The organism is Corynebacterium bouchesdurhonense (assembly GCF_900078305.2).
GTDB lineage: Bacteria > Actinomycetota > Actinomycetes > Mycobacteriales > Mycobacteriaceae > Corynebacterium > Corynebacterium bouchesdurhonense.
On sequence record NZ_LT546026.1, the window covers coordinates 235,362 to 253,904 of the forward strand.

At 68.9% G+C, this 18,543-nt stretch carries 17 protein-coding genes; 12 read left to right on the forward strand and 5 right to left on the reverse strand.

Translation table 11 applies throughout. From position 1 onward, the window contains the following. Nucleotides 1-99 precede the first annotated feature (99 nt). Nucleotides 100-1,137, forward strand: coding sequence for a bile acid:sodium symporter family protein (locus BN4252_RS03310; protein WP_066525587.1), 1,038 nt, complete (start codon nucleotides 100-102; stop codon nucleotides 1,135-1,137). A gap of 48 nt (nucleotides 1,138-1,185) precedes the next feature. Here BN4252_RS03310 and BN4252_RS03315 read toward each other — a convergent pair whose 3' ends face one another. The 3 genes from BN4252_RS03315 to BN4252_RS11035 all read right to left on the reverse strand — a co-directional run bounded on the left by BN4252_RS03315 (nucleotide 1,186) and on the right by BN4252_RS11035 (nucleotide 4,338). Continuing rightward, the gene (locus tag BN4252_RS03315; RefSeq protein WP_066525591.1) at nucleotides 1,186-2,760 is read right to left on the reverse strand and encodes an HNH endonuclease signature motif containing protein; all 1,575 of its coding nucleotides are present in this window, start codon (nucleotides 2,758-2,760) and stop codon (nucleotides 1,186-1,188) included. Between the two features lie 158 nt (nucleotides 2,761-2,918). Next, nucleotides 2,919-4,064 carry an aminotransferase class I/II-fold pyridoxal phosphate-dependent enzyme gene (locus BN4252_RS03320; protein WP_230208551.1) on the reverse strand — a complete coding sequence of 382 codons (1,146 nt, stop codon included), beginning with the start codon at nucleotides 4,062-4,064 and terminating at the stop codon, nucleotides 2,919-2,921. Next, nucleotides 4,048-4,338 carry a GntR family transcriptional regulator gene (locus BN4252_RS11035; protein WP_066525598.1) on the reverse strand — a complete coding sequence of 97 codons (291 nt, stop codon included), beginning with the start codon at nucleotides 4,336-4,338 and terminating at the stop codon, nucleotides 4,048-4,050. Before BN4252_RS11035 ends, BN4252_RS03320 begins: the two co-directional genes overlap by 17 nt. A gap of 79 nt (nucleotides 4,339-4,417) precedes the next feature. Here BN4252_RS11035 and pdxS point away from each other — a divergent pair, with 79 nt between their 5' ends. Further along, the gene (pdxS, locus tag BN4252_RS03325) at nucleotides 4,418-5,293 is read left to right on the forward strand and encodes a pyridoxal 5'-phosphate synthase lyase subunit PdxS (protein ID WP_066525600.1); all 876 of its coding nucleotides are present in this window, start codon (nucleotides 4,418-4,420) and stop codon (nucleotides 5,291-5,293) included. 70 nt (nucleotides 5,294-5,363) lie between these two features. Here pdxS and BN4252_RS03330 read toward each other — a convergent pair whose 3' ends face one another. Continuing rightward, nucleotides 5,364-6,848, reverse strand: coding sequence for a peptide MFS transporter (locus BN4252_RS03330; RefSeq protein WP_066525603.1), 1,485 nt, complete (start codon nucleotides 6,846-6,848; stop codon nucleotides 5,364-5,366). Nucleotides 6,849-6,912: 64 nt separating this feature from the next. Here BN4252_RS03330 and dop point away from each other — a divergent pair, with 64 nt between their 5' ends. Genes dop through BN4252_RS03370 form a run of 8 tightly spaced genes read left to right on the forward strand, consistent with a single transcriptional unit; the run spans nucleotide 6,913 to nucleotide 16,046 of the window. Further along, nucleotides 6,913-8,424, forward strand: a complete 1,512-nt coding sequence (gene dop / locus BN4252_RS03335; RefSeq protein WP_066525608.1) for a depupylase/deamidase Dop — start codon at nucleotides 6,913-6,915, stop codon at nucleotides 8,422-8,424. A gap of 4 nt (nucleotides 8,425-8,428) precedes the next feature. Next, the gene (locus tag BN4252_RS03340; protein ID WP_066525612.1) at nucleotides 8,429-8,617 is read left to right on the forward strand and encodes a ubiquitin-like protein Pup; all 189 of its coding nucleotides are present in this window, start codon (nucleotides 8,429-8,431) and stop codon (nucleotides 8,615-8,617) included. Nucleotides 8,618-8,620: 3 nt separating this feature from the next. After that, entirely contained in the window at nucleotides 8,621-10,054 is a 1,434-nt protein-coding gene (gene pafA / locus BN4252_RS03345) for a Pup--protein ligase (RefSeq protein ID WP_066525619.1), read from the forward strand. After that, nucleotides 10,051-10,974, forward strand: coding sequence for a helix-turn-helix transcriptional regulator (locus BN4252_RS03350; protein ID WP_066525620.1), 924 nt, complete (start codon nucleotides 10,051-10,053; stop codon nucleotides 10,972-10,974). Before pafA ends, BN4252_RS03350 begins: the two co-directional genes overlap by 4 nt. Next, nucleotides 10,975-11,910: a helix-turn-helix transcriptional regulator gene (locus BN4252_RS03355; RefSeq protein WP_066525623.1), complete on the forward strand. Its 936-nt coding sequence runs from the start codon at nucleotides 10,975-10,977 to the stop codon at nucleotides 11,908-11,910. A gap of 31 nt (nucleotides 11,911-11,941) precedes the next feature. Continuing rightward, nucleotides 11,942-12,253 (forward strand): Sec-independent protein translocase subunit TatA, encoded by a 312-nt coding sequence (tatA, locus tag BN4252_RS03360; protein WP_066525631.1) that lies wholly within the window; start codon nucleotides 11,942-11,944, stop codon nucleotides 12,251-12,253. 45 nt (nucleotides 12,254-12,298) lie between these two features. Next, nucleotides 12,299-13,249 (forward strand): twin-arginine translocase subunit TatC, encoded by a 951-nt coding sequence (gene tatC, locus BN4252_RS03365; protein ID WP_066525634.1) that lies wholly within the window; start codon nucleotides 12,299-12,301, stop codon nucleotides 13,247-13,249. A gap of 40 nt (nucleotides 13,250-13,289) precedes the next feature. Next, nucleotides 13,290-16,046, forward strand: a complete 2,757-nt coding sequence (locus BN4252_RS03370) for a DEAD/DEAH box helicase (protein WP_066525637.1) — start codon at nucleotides 13,290-13,292, stop codon at nucleotides 16,044-16,046. Here the strand turns inward: BN4252_RS03370 and BN4252_RS03375 are convergent. Beyond that, entirely contained in the window at nucleotides 16,043-16,606 is a 564-nt protein-coding gene (locus BN4252_RS03375) for a trypsin-like serine peptidase (RefSeq protein ID WP_066525640.1), read from the reverse strand. The two genes, BN4252_RS03370 and BN4252_RS03375, sit on opposite strands and share 4 nt — an antisense overlap. A gap of 32 nt (nucleotides 16,607-16,638) precedes the next feature. On the opposite strand from BN4252_RS03375, the gene BN4252_RS03380 reads away from it, so the two are divergent. Beyond that, a complete protein-coding gene (locus BN4252_RS03380) occupies nucleotides 16,639-17,805 on the forward strand; it encodes a M24 family metallopeptidase (protein ID WP_066525647.1) in 1,167 nt (388 codons plus the stop codon). Further along, nucleotides 17,806-18,537 carry an SDR family oxidoreductase gene (locus BN4252_RS03385; protein ID WP_066525649.1) on the forward strand — a complete coding sequence of 244 codons (732 nt, stop codon included), beginning with the start codon at nucleotides 17,806-17,808 and terminating at the stop codon, nucleotides 18,535-18,537. Nucleotides 18,538-18,543: the final 6 nt, after the last annotated feature.

Here is an 18,543-nt window from a genome sequence, read left to right on the forward strand (position 1 = left end):
GTTTTGGGGTTTCGCCGCGTGATCTAGGTCTCATGCCGTAATGTGTTCGCTATCCCACGAAACGGGACAGTGATTCCACCCAACGGACAGGAGGCCTCGATGGCGACCCCAAACCACGTTCCACCCTCGGACACCACCCCGGCCGGCGCAACCGAATCCAGGGCGGCCGACCGCTCCGCCGCGCTCGCGGTTGCCGCGTTCCCAGCCTTCATCCTCGCTGGCTCGGTAGTGGCCTTCCTCGCGCCGGGTCCGTTCCTGCCGTGGACGCAGTACATCACCTACTTCCTCATGATCATCATGTTCGGCATGGGACTCACCCTGACCATCCCGGACTTTAAGGAGGTGGTCCGCCGCCCGGTGCCCGTCTTCATCGGCGTGGTGGCCCAGTTTGTGATCATGCCGCTCGGCGCCGTCTTGGTGGCGAAGGTCCTGGGGCTCAACCCGGCGCTGGCAGTCGGGCTCCTGATGCTCGGTTCGGTCCCTGGCGGCACCTCGTCGAACGTCATCGCATTTTTGGCAAAGGGCGATGTGGCGCTTTCGGTAGCGATGACCAGCGTCTCCACCCTCATCGCGCCGATCATGACCCCGATCATCATGCTCCTGCTCGCGGGGGAGAGCGTGGATGTGGACGCGGCCGGCATGGCCAAGTCCCTCGCCCAGACCGTCCTGATCCCGGTCATCGGCGGCGTCGTTCTGCGCTACCTCCTGGACGCCTGGATGGAGAAAATCTCCCCGGTCCTGCCCTGGATTTCGATCCTCGGCATCGGTGGCGTGGTTTTCCCGACCGTGGCCAAGAACAAGGACGCGCTCCTGCAGGTGGGCGCCATCGTCTTCCTCGCCGTTCTGCTCCACAACGTCCTCGGCTACCTGCTGGGCTACTACGCCGCGAAGTTCACCGGCCAGCCCGAGAGCTACCGCCGCACCGTGGCCATCGAGGTTGGCACCCAGTCCGCCGGACTCTCCTCCGGGATGGCGGGCAAGTTCTTCTCCCCGGAGGCCGCCCTGCCGGGCGCTGTGGCGGCGGTGCTCCATAACATCACCGGAGCCGTCTACGCATGGCTGGTGCGCACCCACCCCACCGAGAAGCAGTCGGCGGCGGGCCAGATCGACCCGGCCGAGGTGTCATCGGCCACCTAACCAGGCGGCAACTCCCGCCACCCACCTCACTGCCCGCACCCGTTCGGCTTAGAAGGGGGGCCCATCCGGCCCGAAGGGGAACGGCCTGGGCAGGGTCGCGGCGGGCTCGCCGGAGGGCGGCTCGGGGCCGGGTGTTGGAGCGGATGTTGCGCCCGGTTCCGCCCCTCGCCGCCGCAGCCTCGCGCCGGCCGCGTGGCGCGCTCCGTCGGAATCGTTGAAGACGAGGTCCCCGTTCGGCCTGCGCAGGCCCGCCCGCGCCGTGCCCGGGTCGTACTCCATGTGGCTGGTGTTAAAGGCGTTGTCCCTGGCGTCGTTGTTGCACCTGTGATGCTGCCGGCACAGGGCGGTGAGATTGCCTATGTCCGTGTTCCCGCCCTGGATCCAGGCGAGGATGTGGTGGGCCTCGCACTCCGTGATCGGTGCCGAGCACCCGGCCCACGAGCACACCCCCTGCATGGCCAGCAGCGCGATCCTCTGGCCGATCGAGGCCATGCGCTCGCTGCGGTAGTAGTTGAGCGGTTCCTGCGAGTCGCTGCGGAAGGTGAGGAGGAACTCGGTGGCACCGTCCGTGCCGAGGCGCACGATGTCGAATGCGGTGACGTCGATGCCGGTGTTGGTGGAGAACAACGTTGTACCGTCGCCGTTCGCGATGTCCTCCGGGGTCACGGAGATGACAAGGGAGGCGGCCCCTCGCGTGTCGGACTTCAGTGTGTCGTCGTAGCTCTTCAGCACGGTAATGAGCTGGTCGTACATGCGCTGGCGGGGCGAGCGGTAATCGTCGATGCCCTTCGGAATGTTCGAGTTCGGCGCCAAACCCTTGTCCAGCAGCGCCTTCAACAGCGCCGCGTCTCCTCGGGTTGCCTTCACGTGGATGTCTATCAGGCCGTCCGCTCCCGCCGGTCCGATGTCCACGCCGCGCTTCTCCATGCCGGCGTTCGGGTTCTGCGGCTGGCGGTGCTTGCGGTTTTCCTCGTCCACCCAGCGGCGGACGGTGGCGCGCAGGTCCTTCAGGTCGCGGTGCTCCGCCGCGCCGAGGGCCTCGGCAAGGAGGCGGGGCCGGGCCCCCTTTGCCGCGTCGAGGAGCTTGTCCAGCTCCTGGCGGATCGCCTCTTGCTTCGCGGCGCTGATCGTATTCGCGTGGCCGCGGGCCTTCTCCTGCTCGGCTCGGGCCTTCTCTTGCTCCTTCGCCCGCTCCTCCTCGCGGCGCCGGCGGGCGGCCGCCTCCTCGGCCTCCCGCGCACGCCGCTCCTCCTCTGTTTCGGGGTGCTCCCCGCCGAACAGGTCCTCGGGAGCATCCTCCGGCTCGGGCGGGAGCTCGGGCTCGGCGAACAGGTCCCGGCCGCGGGCGAGGCGGTCGTAGCACTCGCGCGAGCTCAGCCCCATGCGCTCCTTGAAGTAGGCGTTGGCGTACTTGGCACCCACCAGCCTGCCGGCGCCGTCGCGCTCGGCCGTGTACGCGAAGCTCGCGTCGATGAACGCCTTCGCATTCAACGCTGCCTCGAGGCGCTCCATCTCCTCGTGCACCTCGTGGAACTTGACGGCAGAGGGGTCGGCGAACATGTCGCGGATCTGGAAGATCGCGTGCGTGATTGATGCGACGTGTTTCTGCAGCTCAGTGACCATATCCGCCTCCCCTCCGGTGCCGTTTGTAGAAGTTGGACATAACCCTAGAAACCGGACCCCACACCACTCGGCCTTATGATCGGCACTATAAACATAAATTAAAAAGTGTAACCAGGATCACATTTGCGCCACCTCTCAGACCCCACCCGCCACAAAGGTCACGCCGCAAGCCGCCCCGCCACGCCGAGCAGCAGCCCCACGGCCTGCGCAAACTCCGCGTCGCTGAGGTGGGCGAAGGACATCACGAAGCCGTCGCCGGCGGACCACAGCGTTTCCACCGTGCCGGCGGCGAGGCCAGCTGCCTGGAGGGCGGTGTCGAAGGCGGCGCGGTGCTCGGGGGCGTCGAAAAGCAATTGCACCTCCACGCCGCTGGCCGCGGACATGCGCGCTTCTGCGCCCGGCAGCCGGCGCAGCGCGGGCAGCACCTCCGCCTCGAGCACCCGCCGCCGCCTGGCCACCCTCGCGTGGGCCGCGCGCGCGGTCCGCCGCACCGCCCCGCTTCGCAAAAGGTGCGCGATGGCGCGCTGCGTCACCGCACTCACGGGCATCCCCAGCACCTTGCGCACCTCCAGTAGCGCGTCGGCGCCACCGGCCGGCGCAACCACGTAGCCCGCCGAAAGCTCTTTGGACAAAAGCGTCGAGAAGGTCCCCAACGTGACCACGTCCTCGCCCAACGCGGCTAGTGGCGGCTGCGGGGCGATGCGGTATCGCAGCTCGGCGTTGAAGTCATCCTCAATAAGCACGGTCCCGGTGGTGGCGGCCCAGTCGATCAGCTCGGCGCGGCGTGTCGCCGGCATGGATCCGCCGATAGGGTAGAGGTGCGCGGGAGTGACCAGCAGCGCGTCGAGGCCCGAGTCCAGCCGAGCTAGCTCCACGCCATCGGCGTCCGTGGCGCACCCCACCACCTCGTGCCCGGCGAGCGGGATCACGCGGCGCAGCCCGGGGTGCCCCGGATCCTCCACGCCCACGCGCAGCTCCCGCCCCAGGGACATCAGAATCAACAACAGTCCCTCGCGTGACCCGCCCGTCACCAGCACGCGGGACGGATCCACGCTCACCCCGCGCGCCAACCGCAGGTGCTCCGCGATCGCGCCGCGCAGCTCGGGCTCGCCGGCCGGATCGACGCGCTGCCCGGGCGCCGCCGGTTCCGCGGCCGCCTCCCGCCACGCGCGCCGCCACGCCGCGCCCCCTATCGCGCCGATACCGCCCCCGGTCGGCCGCAGCGAGAGCGATGGGGGAGCATTGCGCTTGTCGACGCCCCCTTCGCCACCAACCCAGGGGGGGATGTTATGCAGGTCCGCCACCGCCACCCACGCCCGCGGCGGCGGCCGCGACGCGCAGCTGCGGGTGCACCCGCGTAGGCGCGCCCTGGGCGAGCAGCAGATAGCCCTCGCCCGCGAGCTGGTCGTAGGCGGCCACCACGGTGCCGCGGGACACACCCGCCTGCTGGGCAGCGGCGCGAGTGGAGGGGAGCTCGTCGCCGGGGGCGAGCACGCCGCTGGCTATGGCCGCGCGCACCGATGCGGCAATTTGCGCGGGGAGGGGCTGGGGGTTGCTGCGGGAGACGTCGAAAAGCATGAGCCCTCCAAACTGGTCCAGAGAAGTGGTGCCAAACTGGCTCTAGGAATCTACCAGTGTCGGGTGCAGACTGATCTGTATGGCTGACTTTTCTGAGCTGAACAAGCAATTCATCGGCGGCGTGATCATGGACGTGGTCACGCCCGAGCAGGCGAAGATCGCCGAGGACGCAGGCGCCAGCGCCGTGATGGCGCTGGAGCGCGTGCCCGCGGACATCCGCGCGCAGGGCGGCGTGGCACGCATGAGCGACCCGGACCTCATCGAGGGCATCATCAACGCGGTGGACATCCCGGTCATGGCGAAGGCTCGCATCGGCCACACCTACGAGGCCAAGATCCTCGAGCACCTGGGGGTGGACTACATCGACGAGTCCGAGGTGCTCAGCCCGGCGGATTACGTCAATCACATTGACAAGCGCGGCTTCACCGTCCCGTTCGTGTGCGGCGCGACCAACCTCGGCGAGGCGCTGCGCCGCGTTAACGAGGGCGCGGCCATGATCCGCTCCAAGGGCGAGGCCGGCACCGGCGACGTCTCCGAGGCCACCAAGCACATCCGCAAGATCAAGGCCGAGATCGCGGGCCTGCAGGCCATCTGGAACTCCAACCGCGACGAGCTTTACGTGGCCGCGAAGGAGCTCCAAGCCCCGTACGACCTGGTGGCGTACGTGGCAGAGCACGGCGGGCTGCCGGTGCCCCTGCTGGTGGCCGGCGGCGTGTCCACCCCGGCGGACGCGGCGCAGATGATGTACCTGGGCGCTGACGGCGTGTTCGTCGGCTCCGGCATTTTCAAGTCCGGCAACCCCGAGGCCCGCGCGAAGGCCGTGGTCAAGGCCGTGAAGAACTGGCAGGACATCGAGGCCGTCACAGAGGCTTCCCGCGGGCTGGGCGAGGCCATGGTGGGCATCAACGTCGCCGACCTGCCCGCGCCGCACCGCCTGGCGGAGCGCGGCTGGTAAGAGGTCTAGGCGGTCGAGGCGGTAGCGGAAGCGGCCCCACCGCCTACATCCGCCGCCTAGCCCCCGCCGCCTAGCGGATGTCCACGAACTTCCGCGCCACCCAGCGGCGGATGGCAACCAGGAACACGCCGAGCGCGATGGTGATCGCGGACAGGGTGAGGAAGAACGTGCGCTCAGCGGTTGCGTCGTCCGGGTTGTAGAGCGAGCCCAGCACGCCGGACAGCGCGGTACCCATGGACACCGACATTAGCCAGACCGCAAACAGCCGGGACTTGAACGCCAGGGGGGCGACCTTGGTGGCCAACGAGTTGCCCACGGGGGAGAGCAGCAACTCACCCATGGTGAACAGGAACAGAATCAGCACGAGCACCAGCAGCGGCGTGGACTGTTCGCCCTTGCCCACGTACGGCAAGAAGATGAACAGGGACAGGCCGATGATGATGTTGGCCACGCCGAACTTGGTGGCGGAGGACCACTGGCGCTCGCCCAGTTTCGTCCACGCCGTGGCAAAGAGCGGCGCGAAGATGATGATGAACGCGGGGTTGAAGGATTGCACTTGGGCCGGGGTTAGCGAGAAGCCGAACAGGCTCAGGTCCGCGCGCTGGTCGGAGTAGACGGCCACCACCGTGAACTGCGACTGGAAGATGGCAAAGAACGCCACGGAGCCGACGAGGAGCGGGATGTAGCCGGTGAGGCGGGACTTCTCCGCGTCGGTGACCTCGGTGGATGCGTACATCTCGCGCAGCAGGACCACCGTCGCCACCAGGGCAACGGTGAAGACGACCCAGGACAGCCAATCCAGCGGCAGGATGCCGGTGGCCAGCAGGCCGACCAGCAGGAGCGCGACCGCGGCGACGCCCAGCCCCCACTTCGCCCACTCGGAGCGCGGAAGCGGGTTGGGGACCTCGGAGCCGGCTGCGCCGATGGAAGACTTGCGCATCGCGGTGTACTGCGCCAGCCCGATGGCCATGCCGATGGCTGCCAGGCCGAAGCCCCAGTGGAAGCCCGCCATGCCCCACACCCAGCCGGTGACCGCGGGGCCGAGCAGGCCGCCGATATTGACCGCCATGTAGAAGATGGAGAAGCCGGCGTCACGGCGCGGGTCTTCCCGGCTGTAGAGATCCCCGAGCACCACCTGGGAAGCTGTCTTCACGCCGCCGGAGCCGATGCCGACGCACACCAGGCCGATGGCAAGTCCTGCCGCACCCGGGACCAGGGCGAGCACGATATGACCGATCATGACCAAAATCGCGGAGTAGTACAGGGTGCGTTCGGCACCGAGGAGACGATCGCCGACGAACGATGCCACCAGCGCCATCATGTAGACGAAACCGCCGTAGGCGCCCACGAGGCTCAGGGCCGTGGATTGGCCAATCCCGAGGCCGCCCTCTGTTGTGGCGTAGTACATGTAGAACGCCAGCAGTGCCTGCATGCCGTAGAAACTGAAGCGCTCCCACAGCTCGATGCCGAAGAGGTTGGCTAGCCCCCAAGGTTGTCCGAAGAAAGTGCGCTCGGTCTGCGGTGCGTCCGCGCCGGGCGGGGTTTGGGTACTCATATCGATAAAATACGGCCCGCCGTATTCTCAGCCAAACGGCGGCGGCGCGCTAATCTCGACTCCCATGACGCGCTTCATGGGCACCGAGACCGAGTACGGCATCACCACGCCGTTAAACCCCGCCATTAGCCCGCTGCTCACCTCCACCCACGCCGTGGTGGCGTACGCGGCGCTCAATACCGTCGCGCGTACGCGCTGGGACTACCGCGAGGAGGCACCGCTCAAGGACGCCCGCGGCTTCGACCTCCAGCGCTACCGCACGGTGCCGGTGGTTGACCCGAACGCGGTGGGCATCGCCAACGTGGTCACGGTAAACGGCGCGCGCTTTTATGTGGACCACGGGCACCCGGAGTACTCCGCCCCGGAGACGTCCAACGCGCTGGATGCCATGATCTACGACGCGGCAGGGGACCACTACCTCAACCAGGCGGCGCGCAGCATCCAAAAGCTGTGGGAGGAGCAGGTCAGCGTGTTGGAACGCCAGGAGCCGTGCCCGCCGGTGAAGTTCTACAAGAACAACGTGGACGGCAAGGGCCAGTCCTACGGCAGCCACGAGAACTACCTCTACTCGCGCCACACCGATTTCCAGGCGCTCACGCAGGCGCTCATCCCGTTCTTCGTCACACGCCAGGTCATCATCGGCGCGGGCCGGGTGGGTATCGGCCAGGCCAGCGAGCGCGACGGTTTCCAAATCTCGCAGCGCGCCGACTTCTTCGAGCAGGAGATCTCGCTGGAGACCACCTTGAACCGCGGCATCGTGAACACGCGCGACGAGCCGCACGCATCGCCGGAGCGTTTCCGCCGCCTCCACGTCATCGTCGGCGATGCCAACATGAGCCAGTACTCCAACTTTCTCAAGCTGGGCATGACCTCGCTCGTCCTCGACGCGGTGGAAGCCGGCACCGGGTTCGGGGACCTCGCACTGAAAGACCCGGTGGCCGAGATCAAACGCGTGTCGCACGATCCCTCCCTCACCCACGAGCTTTTGCTTGCCGACGGCACCCGCGCCACCGCCATCGCCATCCTGCGCGAGTACCGCAGCCGCTGTGCGAGCCTGGTGGGGGATGGCGGCGGCGAAGGGGGCGTCGACAAGCAGGTGCTCCGGCTCTGGGGCGAGATCTTGGACGACCTTGAGCGAGACCCGCTTTCCACCGCGGACCGGCTGGACTGGACGGCCAAGCTGGCGCTGGTGCGCAGCTACCTCGACCGCGGCGTGGACATCGCGGACCCGAAGCTGAAGCTGATCGACATTCAGTACGCGGACATCGACCCGGAAAAGTCCCTCTACCACGCGCTGGTGCGCAAGGGGCGGATGCGCACGCTTGTGGCGCCCGAGGTGATTGAGCGGGCCGTGACCGTGCCCCCGTCCGACTCGCGCGCGTATTTCCGAGGCACGGCGACGGCCAAGTTCGGGGAGGAGATCGCGGCCTCGAGCTGGCAGGGCATGCTGTTCAACGTGGACGGGCAACTCCACCGCGTGGACATGGACACGGTGGATTCCTTCACCGAGGCCGAGGTGGGATCACTTCTCGCCGGCGCGGAAACAGCCCGGGATCTCCTCGCCGGGTTAGGGTAGACGCATGTCGAACCAACAGCAGATTCACGGCCACACCGGCGGCGGGGACGACGCGGAGGGCACCCCGGCCCAGGCCGGCCAGGCGCAGATCAACACGGCGGGCACCGACGACCTCCTCGACGAGATCGACGCCCTGCTGGACACGAACGCGGAGGAGTTCGTCCGCTCGTTCGTGCAAAAGGGCGGGCAGTAGCTCATGGCGCAGCCCGCGGCTCCGGGCGCGGCGCAGGCCGTCTACCCGCGCCGGATCATGGGGGTGGAAACCGAGTTCGGGGTGGCCGCCTACCGTGCTGGTGAGACGGTGCTCACCCCCGAAGAGGTGGCCCGCTATCTTTTCCGCCCGGTGGTGGCCGAGCACCGCAGCTCCAACATCTTCACGGCGAACGCGTCGCGCCTCTACTTGGACGTTGGCTCGCACCCCGAGTTCGCCACCGCCGAGTGCGATTCGGTGACACAACTGCTCAACTACGACAAGTCGGGCGAGCTCATCTTCAACCGCCTGGCCCGCCAGGCCGAGGAGGCGCTCGCGGCGGACGGGATCGCGGGGGATGTCTACCTGCTGAAGAACAACGTCGACTCCCAGGGCAACTCCTACGGCACGCACGAGAACTACCTGGTCAGCCGCGAACTGGTGCTGAAATCCTTTGGAAAGCAGCTCCTGCCGTTCCTCATCACCCGCCAGCTGATCTGCGGCGCCGGCATGGTCAAAAACGGCCAGTTTGTCATCTCGCAGCGCGCGGACCAGGTGTGGGAGGGCGTATCGTCTGCCACCACCAGGACGCGCCCAATCATCAACACCCGCGACGAGCCGCACGGGGATTCGCGCCGCTTCCGCCGCATGCACGTCATCGTGGGCGACTCCAACATGTCCGAGCCCTCCTTCGCCCTCAAGGTCGGCTCCACCCTCCTTGTCATCGAGATGCTCGAGGCCGGCTTCGACCTCCCGGACTTCGAGCTGCAGAACCCGATCAGCCACATCCGCGAAATCGCGGCCGACCCCACCGGCACCACGGAGCTTGCGCTTGCCGACGGCACCTCCACAACCGCCCTCGACATCCAGCGGGCCACCCACGCCGCCGCGGCGAGATGGCTGGAGGTCCGCCCCGACGAGGGCACCCCGAACGCGGAGATGGAGCGCATCGTGGACCTGTGGGGCCGCGTGCTCGACGCCATCGGAGCACAGGATTTCTCGGGCGTGGACCGGGAGATTGACTGGGTGATCAAGCGCAAGCTGCTCACCCAGTTCAAGGACCGCCTCGGCGTGGACTGGGACCACCCGAAGCTGGCGCAGATCGACCTAACGTACCACGACACCCACCCGGAGCGGGGCCTGTTCTACGTGCTTGAGCGCAAGGGGCTGGCGGCGCGCTGGACCACCGACGACGCCATCGAGCGGGCCGCCGCCGAGCCCCCGCAGACCACCCGCGCGGCGCTGCGCGGCCGCTTCCTCGAGGCCGCGCGGGCGGCGGGAGCCGACCACAACGTGGACTGGGTGCACCTGAAGGTCAACCGCCCCGAGCCGCGCACCGTGGCCATGCTCGACCCGTTCCTCACCTCCAACGCCGAGGTGGAGGAGCTGATCAAACAGCTGGGGGCGAAGCAGGGGGCCCAGCAGGGGGCACAGCCGTGAGCGATACCGACGCCGTCCGCCGCCAGGTCAACCTCACCTTCGCACTGCTGGGCTCCAGCGGGGCGCGCAGCTCCAAGTGGGTGGCGCGCAACGTGGACGGCTACGAGGGCCGCACCCCGGACGCGCTCGCGCTGTTGCTGAAGCGCGACGTGGCCGAGCTGCGGTCCTTGTGGGTGCCAATCCATTTCGAGCACGGTGAGGTGTGGCTGAACAAGGAGCAGTACGAGCTCGAGCCGGTGGAGCTCACCGAGGCCGAGGCCTCCGCCGTCGGCCTGGCGGCCGACTTGGCGCACGGTGCGAACCTGGGCGCCTTCGCCCGCTCCGGGTGGACCAAGCTGGCCGCCTCAGGCGCGCGCCGCTCCTTCGACGCTCCCGCTATCGCCTCCATCTCCAACGACATCACGCGCCTCGACCCGCGGGTGCTGCAGCACATCCTCTACGGGGTGCGCCACCAGCTGCGCCTCTCCTTCGACTTCTTGCCGGCTCAGGGCGCGCGGGTGCAGCGCCGCCACGTTGACCCGTGGGGCGTGGTGCCCCTGAACAACCGCACCTACCTGGTGGGGTGGGACGTGGACCGCGCCGCGGAGCGCGTCTTCCGCGTGCACAAGATCTCCAAGGTCGGGCGTGAGCGGGTGAGCGACTTCCACTCGCCGACGGTTGGCGTGCAGGAGGTCGTCGAGAAGCTGCTGCGCGGAGAGATTGCCAACGCGCGGGTGACGCTCGAGCCCGGCGCCGGGGACGAGCTGGCCAGCCGCAGCGTCCGTGAAGGCGACGACGTGGTGTTGGACGGCGTCGAGCGGGACTGGCTCGTGCGCACCATCGCGAGCCTCGCGGGCCGGGTGAGGGCTGTGGAGCCGGAGGATGTGCGGCGCGACGTGATCGCGCTGCTCGAGCAGGCTGAGCAAGAAGGGGAGGCGTAAATGGGCAGACAAGAGCGCCAGGAGCGGGTGGTCAGGCTGCTGAACCTGCTGGCCTACATCAACAAACACCCCGGGTCGACCGTGATGGAGATGGCGCGGGACCTCGGCCTTGACCCGGTGCAGGTGCGCGACGACCTGGACATGTTGCACCTGTCCGGCGTGGGCAAGAACCCGGGCGAGATGATCGACTTGGAGCACGACTGGATGGGCGTGCGCATCATCGATAGCCAGGGGTTGGACAAGCCGCTGCGCTTGACGCCTACCGAGGCGAACGCGCTGCTGCTGCTCCTCGAGTCGCTCGAGACCATGCCGGGGCTGGTGGACAGCGAGGCCGTGACCTCGGCCGCCTCTAAGATCCGCGCGGTGACGCTCGGCGGCGGCGTCAACGACGCGCGGCAGGCGGCCGCGGGCGAGGCGGCGGGCGTGGTCGCTGAGGCCCTCGCCGCTCGCCGCCAGCTGGAGCTCACCTACTACTCGGTCACCTCCGATGCCACCACCACGCGCACCGTCTCGCCCATCGACACCTTTCACCACGACGGCGCCACCTACCTCCGCGCCTGGACGGGGGACGAGTTGCGCATCTTCCGCCTCGACCGCATCAGGGGGGCATTGCTTGCCGACGCCCCCTCCGAAGCACCCGCCGGCATCGCCTTCGATCCCGCCGACCCCTTCGGGTTCAGCACCCGCGAGGCGGCCCAGCTTATGGTGCGGCGCGACGCCACGTGGCTGGCGGACTACTGGGATATCCAGCTCGACGCGACGGCCCTAGAGGACCCGGACGTGGCGTGGGTGCCCGCCACCCTGCGCTACGGCAGCGGGGATTGGCTGGTTCGCTTTTGCCTCGGCCAGGCGGATAGGGTGAAGCTGGTCGCACCGGCCGAACTCGCCGACACCGTGCGGCAACGTGTTTCCGGTTGCTTGCGCGCGTTAAGATAGTGGCCTGTCAACGCGCTACGAAAGGGAGCTCATGCCCAACCTCGGTCCCACCGAAATTCTCATCATCGTCTTCCTGGTTCTGCTGCTGTTCGGCGCGCAGAAGCTGCCGGACCTCGCCCGCTCCATGGGCCGCTCGGCCCGCATCTTCAAGTCCGAGGTGAAGGAGATGCGCCGCGAGGACGCCGAAGACGAGGCGGCCCAAGCCGCCCAGGCCGCCCAGGCGGCGCAGCCGGCCCAGCCGGTCCAGTCCGAGCTGCCGCCGGCCCCCGCCGCACCTGAGACGCGCAGCGCCGTGCAGCAGGACGATTTCTGGGACCGTCCCGAGAACCAGCCGCGGCGGTAGCCCGTGGCGCGAAAGCTGAAGCGCAAGCCCAATCCAGAGGGGGAGATGACCCTTGTGGAGCACCTTGAGGAGCTCCGCCGGCGCACCATCATCTCCCTCGCCGCCGTGGTTGTCGGCACGGTGATCGGGTTCATCTGGTACCAGAGCTCGCCACCTGGGCTGATGCCCCTGGGCGAGATTATCCGCAGGCCCTACTGCAACTTGCCCGCTGAGCTGCGCGCCGACTTCACCGGTGAGGGCGAGTGCCGCCTGCTGGCCACCAACCCATTCGAGATGTTCATGCTGCGCCTAAAAGTGGGCGCGCTGGCGGGCCTCGTCCTCTCCTCGCCCGTCTGGCTGCTGGAGATCTGGAGCTTCATTACCCCCGGCCTGCACAAGAACGAGAAGCGCAACACCCTCACCTTTGTCACCCTCGCCGTGGGCCTTTTCGTCGCCGGCGCGGCGCTCGCCTACTTCGTGCTGGATAAGGGCCTGTACGTCCTCATGTCCATCGGCGGGGAGGTGCAGGTAGGTGCGCTCAGCGGCGGCAGCTACTTCAACTTCCTGCTCGGCCTCATCGTGGTTTTCGGCGTGAGCTTCGAGCTGCCCCTGATCGTGATCATGCTCAACCTCGCGGGTGTGCTGCGCTACGAGCACGTGAAGGACAAGCGCCGCGCCATCATCCTGGGCCTGTTCATCTTCGCCGCATTCATGACGCCGGGGCAGGACCCCTTCTCCATGGTGGCCCTTGGCGCCTCGATGTCCCTGCTGGTGGAGCTCGCGTTCCAGGTCTGCCGCGTGCACGACAAGCGCCGGGGGCGCGAGCGCCCCGAGTGGATGCAGCTGGACGATGAGGTCGCCTCGGGCCCGGTCGAGCCGGCCGGGCCGATCGGCACCAGCGCGGTAGCCCCGGGCGGGGCGTTCGAAAGGCCGGGGCCGATCGCGCGCCCGGAGCCCGTCGACAAGCCTGCTCCCCGGCAGTCCCTGTCCGGCGGCGCGTTCGACGACATCCTTTAGACCCTCGAGCCGCGTCAGGGCCGTCGCGTAGTCTTGGGCTATGTCTTTCCTGGCTGCATACGCGTCGCAGAAGAGTTTCGCCCTTGACCAATTCCAACTCGACGCGTGCCGGGCAGTGGAGGAGGATCGCGGCGTGCTCGTGTGCGCGCCCACCGGCTCCGGCAAGACCGTGGTGGGGGAGTTCGCCGTCTCGCTCGCGCTCTCGCGGGGAACCAAGTGCTTTTACACCACCCCCATCAAGGCGCTGAGCAACCAGAAGTACCGCGACCTGGTGGCGGAGCACGGCGAGGAGGCCGTGGGGCTGCTCACCGGGGATGTGAGCATCAACGGCTCGGCCGAGATCGTGGTGATGACCACCGAGGTGCTGCGCAACATGATCTACGCGGAGTCGCCCCAGCTCGACCGGCTCTCGCACGTGGTGATGGACGAGATCCACTTCCTGGCGGACATCGACCGCGGTGCAGTGTGGGAGGAGATCATCCTCAACCTGGATGACTCGGTGAACTTGATCGGGCTGTCGGCCACGGTGTCCAACTCGGAAGAGTTCGGCGAGTGGCTCGCAACCGTGCGCGGGGACACGGCGGTGATCGTCTCCGACCACCGGCCGGTGCCTTTGAGCCAGTACATGATGGTGGGGCGCAAGATGTTCCCCCTGTTCGAGGCGGGCGGGGATCGCGTCAACCCGGATTTGCAGCACGCGATTGCGCGCATCGAGTCAGGCGCGAGCGAGGAGGGCAGGCGCGACTTCGAGGAGGGGCGCGGGTTCCGGGCGCGCTCCCACGGCAGGCGCAGCGGACGTGAGCGCGGTCAGGACCGCGTCCGCCCCGTCGGTCGCCCCGAGGTGGTCCAAGCGCTGCAGGCACAGGACATGCTGCCGGCCATCGTGTTCATCTTTTCGCGCGCGGGCTGCGATGGGGCGCTTTTCCAGTGCCTGCGCTCGCGCAAGGAGCTGACCACCCCGGAGGAGCAGGACGAGATCCGCGCGGTTGTTGATGCCGGGGTGGAGGAGATCCCCGAGGAAGACCTGCAGGTGCTCAACTACCGCCAGCTGCGCACCGCCTGGGTCCGCGGCTTCGCGGCCCACCACGCGGGCATGCTGCCGGCGTTCAAGCACATCGTGGAGGAGCTCTTCGTGCGGGGGCTGGTCAAGGTGGTCTTCGCCACCGAGACTCTCGCCTTGGGTATCAACATGCCCGCGCGCACCGTGGTGCTGGAGAAGCTGGTCAAGTTCAACGGGGAGGCCCACGTGGACCTCACCCCGGGCCAGTACACGCAGCTCACCGGCCGCGCCGGCCGGCGCGGCATCGACCACATCGGCAACGCCGTGGTGCAGTGGGCGCCGGCGATGGACCCGCGGGAGGTGGCGGGCCTGGCGTCCACCCGCACCTACCCGCTGATCTCCCCGTTCACCCCCGGCTACAACATGGCCATCAACATGCTGGGCATGAACGGTTACGAGGACTCGATCCGCCTGATCGAGCAGTCCTTCGCGCAGTTCCAGACCGACCGCTCGGTGGTGGGCGAGGTCCGCGACATCGAGCGTATGCAGGCCAAGGCCGCGAAGCTGCGCGCGCAGCTGGAGCGCGACATCGCGTCCTTCGCGCCGCCCGCGCCGGGCGGCACCGACCCCGCCGAGGCGCTGGTGGAGTACCTCGAGCTGCGCCGCGATCTCTCCGAGGCCGAGAAGCGGGCCCGCCGCGACTCGGTGGCGGACCGGCAGGCGGAGGCGCGGACCATCCTGGGCCGCCTGCAGGTGGGGGAGGTCATTGCCATCCCCGGCAAGAAGATGCCGGAGCTCGCGGCGGTGATCCAACCCGCCGGCAAGCGCGACGACCCGCGCCCCTGGGTCACCACCGAGCGGGGCTGGTCGGGGCGGATCGACGCGGAAGCCTTCCGCAACCCGCCCGTGGTGGTTGGGCGCATCAAGGTGCCGCGCCACGTGCAGGAGCAGCCGCGCAAGCACACGCGCAAGGTGGTGGACCTGTTGCGCCGCGGCGACTTCAACGCGCCCAAGCGCCTGAAGGAGCAGGCGAGGGTTCGCCCCAACAAGCAGGTGCTCGCCCTGCAGCAGGCGGTGCGTAGCCACCCCGTGCACGCCTGGCCGGCCGCGGACCGGGAGATGCTCGCCCGGGTCGGCGAGGAGCTCGTGCGCGAGGAGCGCAAACTCGTCCGCCTGAAGCGCAGCGTCGATTCCTCCACCGACTCGCTCGGCCGCACCTTCGAGCGAATCATCGGGTTGCTCACCGAGATGGACTACGTGGAGGTAGCGGACGGCGCGCCGCGCGTGACCGAGGAGGGGGAGCGCCTCGCCCGCATCCACAACGTCTCCGACCTGTTGGTGGCGCAGTGCCTCAAGCGCGGCATCTGGGACGGGCTGGACCCCGCTGAGCTGGCCGGAGTCGCGTCTATGGTGGTGTTTGAGAACCGGAAGGCCACCGGCGGTTCGCCTGAGGCCGCCACCGAGGCGATGGCGGACGCGATGAACGAGACGATGCGCATCTACAACGAGCTGGTCTCGGATGAGCAGCGCCACCGCCTGCCCGTCACCCGCCTGCCGGACGCCGGGTTCTCCCTCTCCATCCACCAGTGGACCGCCGGCGCGCCGTTAGGTTACGCGCTCGCAGCGGCCGCCGAGTCTGGCGCGGAGCTCACGCCGGGCGACTTCGTGCGCTGGTGCCGCCAGGTGATCGACCTGCTGGAGCAGATCCACAACACGGGCTACTCGGAGGACATCCGCCGCAACGCCTCCCGAGCGATCGACGCGATTCGCCGCGGTGTGGTGGCCATCGGCAACTAGCGCAGGCTCGCCAGCAGGTCGGGGCTGACCAGCGACACGGTGGCCACGCGCAGGTTCGTTCCCCGGGGGTCGAGGATGAGGGACTGGACGGCCACGAGGTGGGCGTCGATAAGCACAGGCCCCCCTGAATCGCCCTTGATCACTGGCGACGCGTTGAAGGTGAACCCGGCGGGTCGCACCCACGTGCGCAAACCTCGCGAGGCGGCGACGGGCAACGCGCCAACGTAGCGGCCCACGCGCGCGACTGGGTGCGTGGCGCGGCCCCCGAAGCCGAAGGTGACCGTCCTTGCAAGCCACCGCGGCCGCCCAAGGCCGGGGTATCCAGGCAGGTAAACCGGTGTTTCGAGCCGCACCAGCGCCACGTCCGTGCGCGGCGCAACCCGCACCTCCTTCGCCCGCGGGTGCTCACCGCCAACCTCGATCCGCAGCCCCGCCGCGCTCACTCCGCGCGCCGCGAAGAAGTGCGCGCAGGTGAGCACCTCGTCGGGCGAGATGAGCGTGCCGGAACAGTAGCCCCCGCCGCCGCTGAGCCGGGCGATGTGGGCGGGGGAGACGGGCATGCGCGCAAGCCTAGCCACCTTAAGATGTACCCATGCCATTTTTCGATGATGCTGTGTACGCAGAACGCCGCGAACGCGTTGCCGATGCCGTGCGCCGCGCCGGGCGTGGCCCCGCCGTGCTCGGCACGGGCGCCGAGTTCGAGTACCTCACCGGCTCCGCCGCGAGCTCGCACGAGCGCCTCACCGCGCTCGTCTTCGGCACGGACGGGGGTGTCACCGCGATCGCGCCGCTGACGGACATCGAGTCGCTGCGCAAGGGGGCATCGCTTACCGACGTCCCCCTTCGAGGCTGGCGCGACGGCGACAACCCCTACGCCCTCGCCGCGCAAACGGCAGGGGTCACGGGCGCGGGTGCGGGGCCGGCCACTCCGGTGCAGCTCGGCGCGAGCCTGACCGCGGACCACGTCTTCGGGCTGCGCGACGCGTTCGGCGCTGCTGGCGCTGCTGGCGCTGCTGGCGGTGCCGGTGCTGCTGGTACCGTTGAGCCGCTAAGCGCCGAGGTGCGTGAGTGCTTCCTGGTCAAGGATGACGCCGAGATCGCCCAGCTCGCGCGAGCCGCCGCGGCCATCGACCGCGTGCACGCGCGGGTGCCGGCGCTGCTCGTGGCGGGGACGACGGAGGAGGCCGTGGCCGCCCAGCTGCACGAGCTCATCCTTGAGGAGCACCGCAGCGTGGACTTCGTCATCGTCGGATCAGCCGAGAACGGCGCGAACCCGCACCATGATTTCTCCCCACGCGTACTGCGCGAGGGCGACCCCGTGGTGGTGGACATCGGTGGGACGTTGGACTCGGGTTACCACTCCGACTGCACCCGCACCTACCTGGTAGGTGAAGCGGCGGAGACTGGTGGCGAGTTCGCCGCCGCGTTTGACGCCGTCCACCGTGCGCACCGGGCGGCGCTGTCGGCCGCGCGGCCCGGGATGACGGCGGGCGAGCTCGACGCGGTGGCGCGAGACGTCATCGAGGAGGCAGGGTACGGCGAGTACTTCACCCACCGCCTCGGCCATGGCATCGGCCTGGCGGGCCACGAGGCCCCGTTCATCATCGGGGGCGGGGAGACCGTGCTGCGCGAGCACATGGCGTTCTCCATCGAGCCGGGCGTCTACCTCCCGGGTGCCTTCGGCGTGCGGATCGAGGACATTGTCGTGCTCGAGGCCGATGGGGCGCGGGCGTTGAACCAGCAGCCGAGGGGGCTGTAAATGGCCCACCGGGGAACGATCCTGCTGCTCGGCGCCCGCAGCGACATCGGCGGCGAGATCGCCGTGAGGCTCTGCGCCGGGCGCGACGTGGTGTGCGCGGTGCGCGGCGGGGACGCGCCGGAGGTGGAAGAGCGGCTACAGCGCGCCGGGGCCCGCAGCGTGCGCACTGTGCCTTTCGACGCCACCGACCTCCCCTCACACCGGACGCTGGTCGAGGAGGTGGCCGCCAGCGGGCCGCTGACCACCGCCATCGTCGCCTTCGGCATCCTGGGCGACCAGGAGCTTGCGGAGCGCGACGAGCGCGAGGCCGTGCGCATCGCCGAGGTGGACTACCTCGCCCAGGTGAGCATGCTGACCGTGCTGGCCGACGTGATGGAGCGCGGCGAGATCTTCGCCTTCTCCTCGATCGCTGGTTGGCGCGCGCGGCGCGCCAACTACGTCTACGGGTCCACCAAGGCCGGTCTCGACGCGTTCTGCCAGGGGCTCGCGGACCGCCTGCACGGCACCCCGCTGCACCTCATCACGGCCAGGCCGGGCTTTGTCATCGGCTCGATGACGGAAGGGATGAAGCCCGCGGTCATGTCGGTCACCCCTGCCGAGGTTGCCGACGCCGTGGTCGCCGCCGCGGGCGCGGGCCGCAGCGCCACCGTGTGGATCCCGCGGCGCCTGGCCCTCCTCGCTGCCGTCATGCGCGTTGTGCCTCGGCCCGTGTGGCGGCACATGCCGCGCTGAGCGCCG

Coding starts and splice junctions, on each gene's coding strand:
- BN4252_RS03385 (WP_066525649.1), top strand. CDS start 17,806: ATGGCCCACCGGGGAACGATCCTGCTGCTCGGCGCCCGCAGCGACATC.
- pdxS (WP_066525600.1), top strand. CDS start 4,418: ATGGCTGACTTTTCTGAGCTGAACAAGCAATTCATCGGCGGCGTGATC.
- tatC (WP_066525634.1), top strand. CDS start 12,299: ATGACCCTTGTGGAGCACCTTGAGGAGCTCCGCCGGCGCACCATCATC.
- BN4252_RS03370 (WP_066525637.1), top strand. CDS start 13,290: ATGTCTTTCCTGGCTGCATACGCGTCGCAGAAGAGTTTCGCCCTTGAC.
- BN4252_RS03330 (WP_066525603.1), bottom strand. CDS start 6,848: ATGAGTACCCAAACCCCGCCCGGCGCGGACGCACCGCAGACCGAGCGC.
- dop (WP_066525608.1), top strand. CDS start 6,913: ATGACGCGCTTCATGGGCACCGAGACCGAGTACGGCATCACCACGCCG.
- BN4252_RS03315 (WP_066525591.1), bottom strand. CDS start 2,760: ATGGTCACTGAGCTGCAGAAACACGTCGCATCAATCACGCACGCGATC.
- tatA (WP_066525631.1), top strand. CDS start 11,942: ATGCCCAACCTCGGTCCCACCGAAATTCTCATCATCGTCTTCCTGGTT.
- pafA (WP_066525619.1), top strand. CDS start 8,621: ATGGCGCAGCCCGCGGCTCCGGGCGCGGCGCAGGCCGTCTACCCGCGC.
- BN4252_RS11035 (WP_066525598.1), bottom strand. CDS start 4,338: ATGCTTTTCGACGTCTCCCGCAGCAACCCCCAGCCCCTCCCCGCGCAA.
- BN4252_RS03380 (WP_066525647.1), top strand. CDS start 16,639: ATGCCATTTTTCGATGATGCTGTGTACGCAGAACGCCGCGAACGCGTT.
- BN4252_RS03375 (WP_066525640.1), bottom strand. CDS start 16,606: ATGCCCGTCTCCCCCGCCCACATCGCCCGGCTCAGCGGCGGCGGGGGC.
- BN4252_RS03310 (WP_066525587.1), top strand. CDS start 100: ATGGCGACCCCAAACCACGTTCCACCCTCGGACACCACCCCGGCCGGC.
- BN4252_RS03355 (WP_066525623.1), top strand. CDS start 10,975: ATGGGCAGACAAGAGCGCCAGGAGCGGGTGGTCAGGCTGCTGAACCTG.
- BN4252_RS03340 (WP_066525612.1), top strand. CDS start 8,429: ATGTCGAACCAACAGCAGATTCACGGCCACACCGGCGGCGGGGACGAC.